The organism is Pseudomonas sp. RC10-4-2 (genome assembly GCF_050433085.1).
In the GTDB taxonomy this organism is placed as follows: domain Bacteria; phylum Pseudomonadota; class Gammaproteobacteria; order Pseudomonadales; family Pseudomonadaceae; genus Pseudomonas; species Pseudomonas aeruginosa.
Genome location: NZ_JBNPXX010000004.1, coordinates 132,407 through 146,628 on the forward strand (window position 1 = coordinate 132,407; position 14,222 = coordinate 146,628).

The window sequence follows — 14,222 nt, forward strand, 5'->3', positions numbered from 1 at the left end:
TGGTGGGGGATGCCGAAGTCTAGCCGGTTGCAGGCCAGGCGCCGACCTATGCGAACCGACAGAGGAAGCCTGGCGCCTCCTCCGTCGGCGCCCGCCTCACCCGGCGATCAGGGCGCTCGCCGCCTCGCGGTGGCGGGCGATCAGGGCGGCCAGGTCGAGCCCTTCCACGGCACCATCGACCACTCGCCAGGCGCCGCCGACCATTACCCGGTCGGCACGGTCGGCAGCGCACAGCAGCAGCGCCGAGAGCGGGTCGTGGCTCCCCGAGAAGCGCAGCTCGTCGAGCTTGAACAAGGCCAGGTCGGCCTGCTTGCCGGGGGCCAGCTCGCCGATGTCGCTGCGTCCGAGCAGGCGTGCCGAGCCACGGGTGGCCCAGCCCAGGGCGAGTTCCGGGGTGATCCGCTCGGCGCCGTAGCGCAGGCGTTGCAGGTACAGGGCCTGGCGCGCCTCGAGGATCATGTTCGAGGCGTCGTTGGAAGCCGAGCCATCGACCCCCAGGCCGATCGGCGCGCCGGCCGCCTCCAGCTCCACGGTCGGGCAGATGCCCGAGGCCAGGCGCATGTTCGAACTCGGGCAGTGGCAGATACCGGTGCCGGCCTCGCCGAGACGACGGATCTCCTCGGCGTTGAAGTGGATGCCGTGGGCCAGCCAGGTGCGCGGGCCGAGCCAGCCGACGCTGTCCAGGTAGTCCACGGTGCGCAGGCCGAAGCGCTGCAGGCAGAAGTCTTCCTCGTCGAGGGTCTCCGCCAGGTGGGTGTGCAGGCGTACGTCGTGGCGCGCCGCCAGTTCGGCGCTGGCGCGCATGATCTCCGGAGTCACCGAGAACGGCGAGCAGGGCGCCAGGGCGATCTGCACCCGGGCGCCTTCGCCGCGCTGGTGGTAGCGAGCGATCAGTCGCTCGCTGTCGGCGAGGATGGTCTCAGCCTCCTGCACCGTCTGCTGCGGCGGCAAGCCGCCGTCCTTCTCGCCGAGGCTCATCGAGCCGCGGGTGAGCATGGCGCGCATGCCCAGTTCCTCGACCACCCCGGCCTGCACGTCGATGGCCTGTTCGAGGCCGCCGGGGAACAGGTAGTGGTGGTCGGCGGCAGTGGTACAGCCGGACAGCAGCAGCTCGGCCAGCGCCACCTTGGTGGCCAGTTCGAGCTTCTCCGGGGTCAGCCGCGCCCAGACCGGGTAGAGGGTCTTCAGCCAGGGGAACAGCGGCTGGTTGACCACCGGCGCCCAGGCGCGGGTAAGGGTCTGGTAGAAGTGGTGATGGGTGTTGATGAGTCCCGGCAAGACCACGTGCCGGCTGGCGTCGAACTGGCTGGCGCAGGGCTGCGCGGGCTGCTGGCCGGCGCCGAGCAGCTCGACGATGCGGCCGTCTTCGACGACCAGGCCGCCGGCGGCGTCGAGACCGTTGGCGGTGAAGATGGCGAGGGGGTTGCGAATCCAGGTGCGGGACATGTGCGGACCTTCGTCGGATCGGCGGGCCGGCGCGAACGCTGCCGGCCCTCGGTTGATGAGAGCCAGCTCAGTGTTCACCCTGTCTGCTGATCCAGGTCCGCGGGGCGACGGGACGCCGCGCGCGTGGCGATATCCTACAAGGGATTGTCGGAGAGGTGTAAGGCTTTCCTCCCGGCGGCAGCCGGGCGCGGTTTGATGGGGGTCAACGGACGCCCTCCGGCAGGGGCATAGAGTGGGGGACTGCATAGCTGAAAACGTAGAACGGAAGGAGCCCCGCATGAGCGAAGAACCCACTGTCACTCCCCCCTCCCCCGAGCAACCCGCCGCGCAGCCGGCCAAGCCGGCCCGGCCAGCCGCCCGCCGCGCCCCACGCAAGCCGGCGACCCGCCGCCCGCGGGTGGCCAGCCCGGCGCAGAAGGCCCGCGAGGAGATCCAGGCGATCAGCCAGAAGCCGGTGGCCCTGCAGGTCGCCAGCGCGCCCCACGGCAGCAGCGAGGACAGCACCTCGGCGAGCCTGCCGGCGAACTATCCCTATCACACGCGGATGCGCCGTAACGAGTACGAGAAAGCCAAGCACGACCTGCAGATCGAACTGCTCAAGGTGCAGAGCTGGGTGAAGGAGACCGGCCAGCGCGTGGTGGTCCTGTTCGAAGGCCGCGACGCCGCCGGCAAGGGCGGTACCATCAAGCGCTTCATGGAGCACCTGAACCCGCGCGGCGCGCGGATCGTAGCCCTGGAGAAACCCTCCTCCCAGGAGCAGGGCCAGTGGTATTTCCAGCGCTACATCCAGCACCTGCCCACCGCCGGCGAGATGGTCTTCTTCGACCGCTCCTGGTACAACCGCGCCGGCGTCGAGCGGGTCATGGGCTTCTGTTCGCCACTGCAATACCTGGAGTTCATGCGCCAGGCCCCCGAGCTGGAGCGCATGCTGAGCAACAGCGGCATCCTGCTGTTCAAGTACTGGTTCTCGGTGAGCCGCGAGGAGCAACTGCGGCGCTTCATCTCGCGCCGCGACGATCCGCTCAAGCACTGGAAGCTGTCGCCCATCGACATCAAGTCTCTGGACAAATGGGACGACTACACCGCCGCCAAGCAGGCGATGTTCTTCCATACCGACACCGCCGACGCGCCGTGGACGGTCATCAAGTCCGACGACAAGAAGCGCGCACGACTCAACTGCATCCGCCACTTCCTGCACGCGCTGGACTACCCGGACAAGGACCGGCGCATCGCCCATGAGCCCGACCCGTTGCTGGTGGGGCCGGCCTCGCGGGTGATCGAGGAGGACGAGAAGGTCTACGCCGAGGCGGCCGCCGCGCCGGGCCACGCGAACCTGGATATCCCGGCCTGAGGCGGGCGGTCGCGCCAACGAAAACGCCCGGGGCGCTTTCGCGCTCCGGGCGTCCCTGGTTCGACGGTCGCTGGCCGGGTCACTCCGGCGCGGAGGTCCGGATCAGGTGGTCGAAGGCGCTCAGCGAAGCCTTGGCGCCCTCGCCCACGGCGATCACGATCTGCTTGTACGGCACCGTGGTCACGTCGCCGGCGGCGAAGATGCCGGGCAGCGAGGTCTCGCCACGGGCGTCGACGATGATCTCGCCACGCGGCGACAGCTCGACGCTGCCCTTGAGCCACTCGGTGTTGGGCAGCAGGCCGATCTGCACGAAGATGCCTTCCAGCTCGATCGACTTGAACTCCTCGGAGTTGCGGTCCTTGTACACCAGGCCGGTGACCTTCTGGCCGTCGCCCTTCACTTCGCTGGTCAGGGCACTGGTGATCACCTCGACGTTCGGCAGGCTGTAGAGCTTGCGTTGCAGCACGGCATCGGCGCGCAACTTGCTGTCGAATTCCAGCAGGGTCACATGGGCGACGATGCCGGCCAGGTCGATGGCCGCCTCGACGCCAGAGTTGCCGCCGCCGATCACCGCCACGCGCTTGCCCTTGAACAGCGGGCCGTCGCAGTGCGGGCAGAAGCACACGCCCTTGGCCTTGTATTCCTGCTCGCCGGGCACTCCCATTTCGCGCCAGCGAGCGCCGGTGGCGAGGATCAGGGTCTTGGCCTTGAGGCTGCCGCCGCTCTCGAACTGCACCTCGTGCAACTCGCCGGTGTTCTTCGCCGGAACCAGCTTGCTGGCGCGCTGCAGGTTCATGATGTCGACCTCGTAGTGACGCACGTGCTCTTCCAGCGCCCGCGCCAGCTTCGGCCCTTCGGTCTCCTGCACCGAGATGAAGTTCTCGATGGCCATGGTGTCCAGCACCTGGCCGCCGAAGCGCTCGGCGGCGACGCCGGTGCGAATGCCCTTGCGCGCGGCGTAGATCGCCGCCGCGGCGCCGGCCGGGCCACCGCCGACCACCAGCACGTCGAAGGCGTCGCGGGCGGTCAGCTTCTCGGCGTCGCGGGCGGCGGCGCCGGTGTCGATCTTGGCTAGGATCTCTTCCACGCCCATGCGGCCCTGGCCGAAGACTTCGCCGTTGAGGTAGATGCTCGGCACCGACATGATCTGGCGCGCCTCGACCTCATCCTGGAACAGCGCGCCGTCGATGGCGACGTGACGGATGTTCGGGTTGAGCACGGCCATCAGGTTCAGCGCCTGGACCACGTCCGGGCAGTTCTGGCAGGACAGCGAGAAGTAGGTTTCGAACTCGAAGGTGCCCTCGATGCCCTTGACCTGCTCGATCACGTCCGCGTCGAGCTTGGAGGGGTGGCCGCCTACCTGCAGCAGGGCCAGCACCAGCGAGGTGAATTCGTGGCCCATGGGGATACCGGCGAAGCGCAGGCCGATGTCCGCACCGGGGCGGTTCAACGAGAACGACGGTTTGCGCGCATCGCTGCCGTCGGTCTTCAGGGTGATCTTGTCGGTCAGGCCGACGATGTCTTGCAGCAGGCCCAGCAGCTCGCGGGATTTGTCGCTGTCATCGAGGGACGCGACGATCTCGAACGGCTGGCTGACCTTTTCCAGGTAGGCCTTCAACTGGGTTTTAAGATTGGCGTCCAACATGGTTCAGCTCCTCGAAATTCGGGCAAACGTATCCCCGGCGGATGGGACATCCGCCCTGCACGGCGCGTTGGCTGGGTGAAGGGCGGACGATCCGCGAGGGATCGTCCGCCGGAGAGGCTGGCGGCGAATGCCGCCGGCGCGGTCTTAGATCTTGCCGACCAGGTCCAGGGACGGAGCGAGGGTCTTCTCGCCTTCCTTCCACTTGGCCGGGCAGACTTCGCCCGGGTGGGCGGCGGTGTACTGGGCGGCCTTCAGCTTGCGCACGGTCTCGCCGACGTCACGGGCGATCTCGTTGGAGTGGATCTCGACGGTCTTGATCACGCCTTCCGGGTTGATCACGAAGGTACCGCGCAGGGCCAGGCCTTCTTCCGGGATGTGCACGCCGAAGGCGTTGGTCAGCTGGTGGGTCGGGTCGCCGATCAGCGGGAACTGGGCCTTGCCGACTGCCGGGGAGGTTTCGTGCCAGACCTTGTGCGAGAAGTGGGTGTCGGTGGTCACGATGTAGACCTCGGCACCGGCTTTCTGGAACTCGCCGTAGTTGTTGGCGGCGTCTTCGATCTCGGTCGGGCAGTTGAAGGTGAAGGCAGCCGGCATGAAGATCAGGACCGACCACTTGCCCTTCAGGGATTCCTCGGTCACCTCGATGAACTTGCCGTTGTGGAAAGCGTTGACCTTGAACGGTTGGACTTGAGTGTTGATCAGGGACATCAGTCGTTCCTCTCTCAGTTGAATGGGGTGTTTCAAATCGACTGGGAGAATCTTAACGGGGTTCGGCAAAAATGCCCCATTGATTTAGGCCATCAGTGAAATTATCTAAATCTATCGAAGAATATATAAATAGTTAAAACAACTAATCGAAGAACCTGCCCTCGTCAGTGCCCGGCCTTCCACGGCTGGCCCAGGGAAACCGGGGCATACAGCCGGGTGCGCAGGGCATCGCGGGAGAGCAGGACCAGCACCAGGATGGTCGCCGCATAGGGCAGCATCGCCAGCAGGTTGGCCGGAATCGACAGCCCGATCCCCTGGGCCACCAGGTGCAGGATGCTGGCCAGGCCGAACAACCAGGCACCGAGCAGCACGCGGAACACCCGCCAACTGGCGAAGACCACCAGCGCCAGGGCGATCCAGCCGCGTCCGGCGGTCATGTTCTCCGCCCACATCGGCGTGTAGGCCAGCGATAGGTAGGCACCGGCCAGGCCGGCCATGGCGCCGCCGAAGAGCACCGCCAGGGTGCGCACGCGCAGCACCGGCAGGCCCATCGCGCTGGCCGCGTCGGGGTTCTCGCCGACCGCCTGGAGAACCAGCCCGGCGCGGCTGCGCAGGAGCATCCAGGCGACCGCGGCGAACAGCGCCAGGCTCAGGTAGACCAGCGCGTCCTGGGCGAACAGCATGCGCCCGAGCAGCGGCAACTCGCCCAGCACCGGCAGCGCCAGCGGGGCGAACCCTTGCAGCGGCTTGCCGACCCAGGCGGCGCCGACGAACGACGACAGGCCGACGCCGAAGATGGTCAGCGCCAGGCCGCAGGCCACCTGGTTGGCGTTCAGGTACAGGGCGACCCCGGCGAACAGCGCCGCCAGCAGCATGCCGGCGAGCACCGCGAGGAGCACGCCGAGCCACAGGCTGCCGCTGGAGAAGGCGACCATGAAGCCGATCACCGCGCCGAACAGCATCATCCCCTCCTGGCCCAGGTTGAGCACTCCGCTTCTCTCGCAGACCAGTTCGCCCAGGGCCACCAGCAGCAGCGGAGTACCGGTGCGGACCATGGCGAACAGCAGGTTGTCGAGCAGATCGATATCCATCGTGGTTCCTCGGCGGTTCGGTCAGGCCAGGGCGTCGCGCAGCGCCGGGCGCTTGCGCCAGCGTCCGTGCAAACGTGGGCGGTAGAGGATCAGCACGTCGCAGGCGAGGAGGAAGAACAGCATCATCCCCTGGAACAGCCCGGTCAGCGCCAACGGCAGGTTGAGGCTCATCTGCGCGGCCTCGCCGCCGAGGTAGAGCAACGCCATCAGCAGGCTGGCGCAGAGGATGCCGAAGGGATTGAGACGGCCGAGGAAGGCCACGGTGATCGCCGCATAGCCGTAGCCCGGCGAGACCTGCGGCACCAGTTGGCCGATCGGCCCGGCGACCTCGCAGACGCCGGCCAGGCCTGCCAGCGCGCCGGAGAACAGCAGCACGAACCAGACCAGGCGCTTCTCGCGGAAACCGACGAAACCGGCGGCGCGGCGGTCGAGGCCGAGCACGCGGACCTGGAAACCGAGGAAGCTGCGCTGCGCCAGCACCCAGACCGCCGCCAGCGCCAGCAGGCCGAACAATGCGCCGAGGTGCACCCGGCTGTCCTCGAACAGCGCCGGCAGGCGGCTGGCCTCGCCGAACAGCGCCGACTGCGGGAAGTTGAAGCCATCCGGGTCCTTCAACGGCCCGTGCACGCCGTACAGCAGCAGGTTCAGCGCGATGTAGTTGAGCATGATGGTGGTCAGGATCTCGTTGGCGTTGAAGCGCGTTCGCAGCCAGGCGGCGAACCCGGCCCAGAGCGCCCCGGCAGCGGTGCCGGCGAGCAGCACCCAGGCCAGCGCCCAGCGGCTCTGCCAGTCGAGCAACTGGATCGCCACCGCGCTGCCGGCCAGGGCGCCGACCAGCAACTGGCCCTCCGCGCCGATGTTCCACACGCGCGCCTGGTAGGCCAGTGCCAGGCCGAGGGCACAGAGCAGGATCGGCATGGCCTTGACCAGCAGCTCGCCGAGCCCATAGAGGTCGCTGAGCGGCTGTACCAGCACGGTATGCAGGGTCTGCCAGGGATCGTGGCCGAGACAGGCGAACAGCAGCGCGCCGCAGACCAGGGTCAGCAACCCCGCCAGCAGCGGAGAGGCCAGCAGCATCCAGCGCGACTGCCGGCCGCGCGGTTCCAGGGACAACAGCATCACAGGCTCCCTTGGGCAACGGCGCCGGCGACCGCCGCCGGCGCCTCGAATTGACCGGCCATCCAGCCGCCGACCTGCTGCGGCGAAGCGCTCGCGGTGGCGACCGCCGGGCACAGCCGACCCGAACACAGCGCGGCGATGCGGTCGCTGAGCAGGAACAGCTCGTCGAGGTCCTCGGAGACCACCAGGATCGCCGTACCGGCATCGCGCAAGGCGATCAGCGCGCGGTGGATCAGCGCCGCCGCGCCGACGTCCACGCCCCAGGTGGGATGCGCCGCCACCAGCAGGCGCGGGGCCTGGAAGATCTCGCGGCCGAGGATGAACTTCTGCAGGTTGCCGCCGGAAAGGCTGCGTGCCGGCGCCCCGGCACCCGGGGCCTTCACGGCGAAACGGCGGATGATCTCCTCGGCCAGCGCCAGCACCTTGCGCCGCCGGACCAACCCACGCTTCACCAGGCCCTGCTGGAAGGCGGTGAGCAGCGCATTGTCCGCCAGGCTCATCTCCGGCACCGCGCCGTGCCCCAGCCGCTCGGCGGGCACGAAGGCCTGACCGGCGCGGCGCCGCGCATCCGGCGCCAGGTGCGCGCCGGCGCAGCCGCCGAGGCGGATGCGCTCGGCCTGGGCGCGCGGCAGGCGCACTTCGCCGCTGAGCAGGGCAAGCAACTCGTCCTGGCCGTTGCCGGCGACCCCGGCGATACCGAGGATCTCGCCGCTGCGCACCTCCAGGTCGAGGCCGGCGAAGGACACGCCGAAGGGGTCCGGGTTGCGCCAGTGCAGGTCGCGCACCTGGAGGAAAGGCGCGCCGCCGGTAACCTTCGGATACTCCGCCGCCAGGCCCTCGGCGTCGCCCACCATCAGCCGCGCCAGCTCGAGATCGGAACATTGCGCCGGCACGCACTGTCCGGCCACCCGTCCGCCGCGCAGCACCGTGGCGCGCTGGCAGAGCGCACGGACCTCGGCCAGCTTGTGGCTGATGAAGAGGACACTGCAACCCTCCTCCGCAAGACGGCGCAGGGTGACGAAGAGATCCTCGGCCTCGCGCGGAGTCAGCACCGAGGTCGGCTCGTCGAGGATCAGCAGGCGGATGTCCTGCATCAGGCAGCGCACGATCTCCACCCGCTGGCGCTCGCCGATGGACAGCCCATGGACCAGCCGGCGAGGCTCCAGCGGCATGCCGTAGCGCTGCGACACCTCGCGAATACGCGCCTCCAACCGGCGCGGGCTGCCCGCCTCGGTGCCGAGGGCGAGCGCGATGTTCTCCGCCACGCTGAGCGTCTCGAACAGGGAGAAATGCTGGAACACCATGCCGATCCCCAGCGCCCGGGCGCGAGCCGGGTCGCGCACCTGCACCGGCTCGCCCTGCCAGCGGATCTCGCCGGCATCGGGACGGGTCACGCCGTAGATGATCTTCATCAGCGTGCTCTTGCCGGCGCCGTTCTCACCGAGCAGGGCGTGGATCTCGCCGGCGTCGATGCACAGGTCGATGCGGTCGTTGGCCAGGCAACCCGGATAGCGCTTGCTGATCCCGCGTAGTTCGAGGCGCGGCGGCGCGAAGGAGGAAGGTGCGGACATGGCGGACCCGGTCGGTTGCTCGACGATGCCGCGGCCGGTGCAAATACCTGGCCAGGAGGTCAGGAAAGCCCTGGAACGCGGCTTGCGCCGGGAGCCACGGGCCAGGCTGCCGCGCCGAGCGGCACCAAGCCGGGGCACGCCTGGGACGCCGCGGCACATTTGCGGGCAACCCTGCGGCGCACCCGCGTGAGCATTTGTCGCAAAACAGTCATCACCACCTTGCTCACAGAGTTATCCACAGCGTGTCGGGAGCCCATCCGGGACCTTGGGAAGCCTCCCGCGCCGACCGTCCCGGCAATTTTCGCAACATCGGCGATGGACAGAAAACAGCCAACCCGGCAGGCCATGAGCGCGACCTGGCAAGGCATTTTCTCCAACACTTTGCCAACAGCTTTATCCACAAGATATCTACAGCCGTTCGGAGGAACCCGGCAGAACGATCTCTCCCGGCCAAGCCATGGCTCGGCCGAATCCCTGGGGCAGCCCCGGCGGCCCGCTTCCGGCACAGTTTGCCAACAGCTTTTCCACAGGAAACCCGCGGAACGGGAATGCCCGTGAAAATGTCTCCAGGACTTCCCCTTTCGACGCCAGAACGCCCATGAATACTGGGTTTTCCGGCTTTTCAGGAAAGTCCGCGGCGATCGACGGAAGCATGCTCGGCGGCGCCATGGGTGGATCCACTGTCCACAGTTTCGCGACGCACCGTCGTGGCGCATTCCACAGCGCCTTTTCCCTGGCTCTTTCGCCAACCGGGAGAAATCCTGCGGCCCCGTCCAACGCCTTTCCCCCGACCGCCGAAGGCATTTTTTCAACGGGGAATGCGAACAGCTTTTCCACAGACAAACCCACAGAAGCGCCAGTTGCCGACCGGGCATTTCGCAAGGCGGATTCAAGGTGCCGGAACGCTTTTCGCGGATCGCCTGCCGGCAGCCAGATGGGCGCATCCCGCAATGGCTCGTGCAATCTCTCCGCACACGCGCTACACACAGACTTATCCACAGCATGCGCACAGTGCATAATGGCGGAAGCGAGATCACGCGCCAAAGACGGGATATTTCCGTCGATTTCCCGGACTAAAGAGGCGAAAGCGCCGTTCCGGCAGCAGAGGAGATGAACGATGCAGTACCTGCTGGCAACTTCGTCCCCCCACTTATCCTGCACTCCGACCACGGCGGGAGCGCGATGAGCAGTTCGGCCCATCGCGGGCGGATCCTGCATTTCCTCGGCGACCCGGCGAAGCTCGGCGACAAGGCCTGGGAGTATTTCGAGGACGGCCTGCTGTGGATCGAACACGGCCACGTGCGCGCGCTCGATCACGCAGCCTACCTGCTGCCGCAACTGCCCGCCGACCTGCCGCTGGAGGAGCATCCGCAGCGCCTGCTGCTGCCCGGCTTCGTCGACTGCCATGTGCATTACCCGCAACTCGGAGTGATCGCCTCCTACGGCACCCAACTGCTGGACTGGCTGGAAACCCACACCTTTCCCGCCGAGCAGCGCTTTGCCGATGCCGGCTACGCCGCCGCCCAGGCCGAACTGTTCCTCGACGAACTGCTGCGCCACGGCACCACTACCGCGCTGGTGTTCGGCACGGTCCATGCAGTATCCGCCGAGGCATTCTTCCAGGCCGCGCAGAAGCGCCGCCTGCGGATGATCGCCGGCAAGGTGCTGATGGACCGCAACGCGCCGCCGGCGCTGTGCGATACCGCGGCCAGTGGCTACGCCGAGAGCCGCGCGCTGATCGAGCGCTGGCACGGCAACGGGCGCCTGCAATACGCGGTCACCCCGCGCTTCGCGCCGACCTCCTCGCCCGAGCAACTGGCCGCGGCGGCGCGCCTGCTGGACGAGTATCCCGGCGTCTACCTGCACACCCATCTTTCGGAGAACCTCAAGGAAGTCGCCTGGGTCGGCGAGCTGTTTCCCCAGGCACAGGACTACCTGGACGTCTATCATCGCGCCGGCCTGGTCGGCGAACGCAGCGTGTTCGCCCATGGCATCCATCTCTCCGAACGCGAATGCCGCTGCCTGGCGCACAAGAACGCGGCGCTGGCGCACTGTCCCAGTTCCAACCTGTTCATCGGCTCCGGCCTGTTCGACCTTGGCCGCGCCCAGCAATACGGCATCCGCGTCGGCATCGGCAGCGACGTCGGCGGCGGCACCAGCCTGTCGCTGCTGGCCAACCTCGCCGACGCCTACAAGATCCAGCAATTGCGCGGCACCAGCCTCGATCCGTTCCAGGCGCTCTACCTGGCCACCCTCGGCGGCGCCAGGGCGCTCGACCTGGACGGCCTGGTCGGTAACTTCCTGCCCGGCCGCGAGGCCGACTTCGTCGCTCTCGACCTGGCCGCCACGCCGATGATCGCCCAGCGCATGGAGCATGCGCGCGGCCTGGCCGATACCCTGTTCGTGCTGAACACCCTGGGCGACGACCGCGCGGTGGCGGAGACCTGGGTGATGGGGGAGCGGCGCCATGCGAAGGGGTGAGAGCCTCTTTCCCGCGTTGGCTCGGCCCGTCGCTGCATGCCACCTCCTCGCGCTGTTAGAGAAAAGGCACCGTTCGGCGGACGGCCGAAGCTCGCGTCACTCAATCCGCGCCCTCACGACACCGCCACCGCCTCCAGGAACCGTTCCAGCACCAGGTTCGGCCGGCGTCCCTTGCGGGTCACGATGGTCAGCGCGATGGCGTAGTGGAAACGCTCCGGCAGCAGGGGCCGCAGCATCCCGGCGGCGACCCAGTCGGCGGCGTAGTGCGACGGCAGGTAGCCGATGAAGTTGCCGGTCAGGATCAGGAACGCCATGCCCTCGCGGTCCGAGGCGCTGGCACTGTTGTTCAGTTCCTGGTGGCGCGCCTGGGCTTCGGCGGGCAGGCGGTAGCTGGGCGCCACGGCGTCCGCGGCGAGCACCTCGTCCACCGCGATATCGCCGTCGGCGCGCTCGAACAGTGCGTGGCCGCGGCTGCAATAGAGCTGCGCGTGCTCGTCATACAGCGGCAGGTACTCGAGCCCCGACAGCGGACTGATCAACGGCACCACGCCGACATGCAGGTGGCCGTCGAGCACGCCCAGCTCGATCTCGTTGGGGGTGGTCATGCCGATGTTGATCCGCACCTGCGGTCCCTGCCCCTTGAGCGCGCTGAGAGCGTGGGTGATGCGCATCTGCGGCAGGGTCACCAGGTTGTTGATGATGCCGATGTTGAGTTCGCCGCGCAGGTGCTGGTGCAGGTCGTTGACCTCGGCGCGGAACCCCTCCAGCGCCGCCAGCAGGGTCTGGGTCGCGCGATAGACCTCGCGGCCCTCGTCGGTCAGGGCGAAGCCGGCGCGGCCGCGCTGGCACAGGCGCATGCCCAGGCGCTTCTCCAGGTCGCCCATGTGCAGGCTGATCGCCGAGCGGCTGAGGCCGAGAGTGCTCTCGGCGGCGGAGAAACTGCCGCACTCGACGATGGTCTTGAAGATGCGCAGCAGGCGGATATCGAAATCGCTGACCTGGCCGAGCGACGGGTTGCGGGATTTGGCCATTATTGTTTTACCCAGTCGAAACTAAACGTGAGAAGAATAAGCTTTATCTAACCTTTCGTCAGGGCCAAGCTTGATCCAACGCTCCGCCGCCGCGTGCGCGGAACCTTCCAACAAGAAAGCCCGAGGATCGAACGATGAACCAGCCGCTCAACGTGGCCCCGCCGGTTTCCAGCGAACTCAACCTGCGCGCCCACTGGATGCCCTTCTCCGCCAACCGCAACTTCCAGAAGGACCCGCGGATCATCGTCGCCGCCGAAGGCAGCTGGCTGACCGACGACAAGGGCCGCAAGGTCTACGACAGCCTGTCCGGCCTGTGGACCTGCGGCGCCGGCCACTCGCGCAAGGAAATCCAGGAGGCGGTGGCTCGCCAGCTCGGTACCCTCGACTACTCGCCGGGCTTCCAGTACGGCCATCCGCTGTCCTTCCAGTTGGCCGAGAAGATCGCCGGGTTGCTGCCAGGCGAACTGAACCACGTGTTCTTCACCGGTTCCGGCTCCGAGTGCGCCGACACCTCGGTCAAGATGGCCCGCGCCTACTGGCGCCTGAAAGGCCAGCCGCAGAAGACCAAGCTGATCGGCCGCGCCCGCGGCTACCACGGGGTCAACGTCGCCGGCACCAGCCTCGGCGGGATCGGCGGCAACCGCAAGATGTTCGGCCAGTTGATGGACGTCGACCACCTGCCGCACACCCTGCAACCGGGCATGGCGTTCACCCGCGGGATGGCCCAGACCGGCGGCGTCGAGCTGGCCAACGAACTGCTCAAGCTGATCGAACTGCACGACGCCTCGAACATCGCCGCGGTGATCGTCGAGCCGATGTCCGGCTCCGCCGGCGTACTGGTGCCGCCGGTCGGCTACCTGCAGCGCCTGCGCGAGATCTGCGACCAGCACAACATCCTGCTGATCTTCGACGAGGTGATCACCGCCTTCGGCCGCCTGGGCACCTACAGCGGCGCCGAGTACTTCGGCGTCACCCCGGACCTGATGAACGTCGCCAAGCAGGTCACCAACGGTGCCGTGCCGATGGGCGCGGTGATCGCCAGCAGCGAGATCTACGACACCTTCATGAACCAGGCGCTGCCCGAGCACGCGGTGGAGTTCAGCCACGGCTACACCTACTCCGCGCACCCGGTTGCCTGCGCCGCCGGCCTCGCCGCGCTGGACATCCTGGCCAGGGACAACCTGGTGCAGCAGTCCGCCGAGCTGGCGCCGCACTTCGAGAAGGTCCTGCACGGCCTGCAAGGCGCGAAGAACGTCATCGACATCCGCAACTGCGGCCTGGCCGGCGCGATCCAGATCGCCCCGCGCGACGGCGATCCGACTGTGCGTCCGTTCGAGGCCGGCATGAAGCTCTGGCAACAGGGTTTCTACGTGCGCTTCGGCGGCGATACCCTGCAATTCGGCCCGACCTTCAACGCCAGGCCGGAAGAGCTGGACCGCCTGTTCGACGCGGTCGGCGAAGCGCTCAACGGCATCGCCTGATGAGCGGCCGCCCGCAAGCCGTACCCACCGTGCAGGTGGACAACGCCGAGGTGATCGTGACCGAATGGCGCTTCGCCCCCGGCGCGGAAACCGGGCGCCACCGCCACGGCCACGACTATGTGGTGGTACCGCTGACCGACGGCACGCTGCTGCTGGAAACCCCAGAGGGCGACCGTCACGCGCCGCTGGTCGCCGGACAGGCCTACTTCCGCAAGGCCGGCGTCGAGCACAACGTGATCAACGCCAGCGCACACGAAGTGGTCTTCGTCGAGACCGAGATCAAGTAATCCGCACCCGC

The 14,222-nt window shown here is 67.7% G+C and carries 12 protein-coding genes; 4 read left to right on the forward strand and 8 right to left on the reverse strand.

Annotation, left to right across the window (positions count from 1 at the left end; genetic code table 11):
• Nucleotides 1-96 precede the first annotated feature (96 nt).
• Nucleotides 97-1,446: an 8-oxoguanine deaminase gene (locus FHW81_RS19430; RefSeq protein ID WP_003083834.1), complete on the reverse strand. Its 1,350-nt coding sequence runs from the start codon at nt 1,444-1,446 to the stop codon at nt 97-99.
• 454 nt (nt 1,447-1,900) lie between these two features.
• Here FHW81_RS19430 and ppk2 point away from each other — a divergent pair, with 454 nt between their 5' ends.
• Nucleotides 1,901-2,797, forward strand: coding sequence for a polyphosphate kinase 2 (gene ppk2 / locus FHW81_RS19435; protein ID WP_003137024.1), 897 nt, complete (start codon nt 1,901-1,903; stop codon nt 2,795-2,797).
• Nucleotides 2,798-2,876: 79 nt separating this feature from the next.
• Here ppk2 and ahpF read toward each other — a convergent pair whose 3' ends face one another.
• The 6 genes from ahpF to FHW81_RS19465 all read right to left on the reverse strand — a co-directional run bounded on the left by ahpF (nt 2,877) and on the right by FHW81_RS19465 (nt 9,894).
• Nucleotides 2,877-4,442 carry an alkyl hydroperoxide reductase subunit F gene (gene ahpF, locus FHW81_RS19440; RefSeq protein ID WP_003083830.1) on the reverse strand — a complete coding sequence of 522 codons (1,566 nt, stop codon included), beginning with the start codon at nt 4,440-4,442 and terminating at the stop codon, nt 2,877-2,879.
• A 144-nt stretch (nt 4,443-4,586) separates the two neighbouring features.
• Complete coding sequence (gene ahpC / locus FHW81_RS19445) at nt 4,587-5,150, reverse strand: alkyl hydroperoxide reductase subunit C (protein WP_003083828.1); 564 nt, start codon at nt 5,148-5,150, stop codon at nt 4,587-4,589.
• 164 nt (nt 5,151-5,314) lie between these two features.
• Nucleotides 5,315-6,241, reverse strand: a complete 927-nt coding sequence (locus tag FHW81_RS19450) for an ABC transporter permease (protein WP_003083821.1) — start codon at nt 6,239-6,241, stop codon at nt 5,315-5,317.
• A 21-nt stretch (nt 6,242-6,262) separates the two neighbouring features.
• On the reverse strand, nt 6,263-7,360 hold the full coding sequence (locus tag FHW81_RS19455; RefSeq protein WP_003107144.1) for an ABC transporter permease: 1,098 nt from the start codon (nt 7,358-7,360) through the stop codon (nt 6,263-6,265).
• Entirely contained in the window at nt 7,360-8,931 is a 1,572-nt protein-coding gene (locus FHW81_RS19460) for an ABC transporter ATP-binding protein (RefSeq protein WP_034069028.1), read from the reverse strand. Before FHW81_RS19460 ends, FHW81_RS19455 begins: the two co-directional genes overlap by 1 nt.
• 408 nt (nt 8,932-9,339) lie before the next feature.
• Nucleotides 9,340-9,894, reverse strand: a complete 555-nt coding sequence (locus FHW81_RS19465) for a hypothetical protein (protein ID WP_171893934.1) — start codon at nt 9,892-9,894, stop codon at nt 9,340-9,342.
• A gap of 147 nt (nt 9,895-10,041) precedes the next feature.
• Between FHW81_RS19465 and guaD the strand changes: the two genes are divergently transcribed.
• Nucleotides 10,042-11,412, forward strand: a complete 1,371-nt coding sequence (gene guaD, locus FHW81_RS19470) for a guanine deaminase (RefSeq protein ID WP_003128340.1) — start codon at nt 10,042-10,044, stop codon at nt 11,410-11,412.
• Between the two features lie 113 nt (nt 11,413-11,525).
• On the opposite strand, the gene bauR is transcribed toward guaD, so the two are convergent.
• On the reverse strand, nt 11,526-12,443 hold the full coding sequence (gene bauR, locus FHW81_RS19475; protein ID WP_003083805.1) for an HTH-type transcriptional activator BauR: 918 nt from the start codon (nt 12,441-12,443) through the stop codon (nt 11,526-11,528).
• A 134-nt stretch (nt 12,444-12,577) separates the two neighbouring features.
• On the opposite strand from bauR, the gene bauA reads away from it, so the two are divergent.
• Together bauA and bauB are read left to right on the forward strand one after the other, a co-directional pair.
• Nucleotides 12,578-13,924 (forward strand): beta-alanine--pyruvate aminotransferase, encoded by a 1,347-nt coding sequence (gene bauA / locus FHW81_RS19480; protein ID WP_022580839.1) that lies wholly within the window; start codon nt 12,578-12,580, stop codon nt 13,922-13,924.
• Nucleotides 13,924-14,211, forward strand: a complete 288-nt coding sequence (bauB, locus tag FHW81_RS19485) for a beta-alanine degradation protein BauB (RefSeq protein WP_003083790.1) — start codon at nt 13,924-13,926, stop codon at nt 14,209-14,211. The genes bauA and bauB overlap by 1 nt, the downstream gene beginning before the upstream one ends.
• Nucleotides 14,212-14,222: the final 11 nt, after the last annotated feature.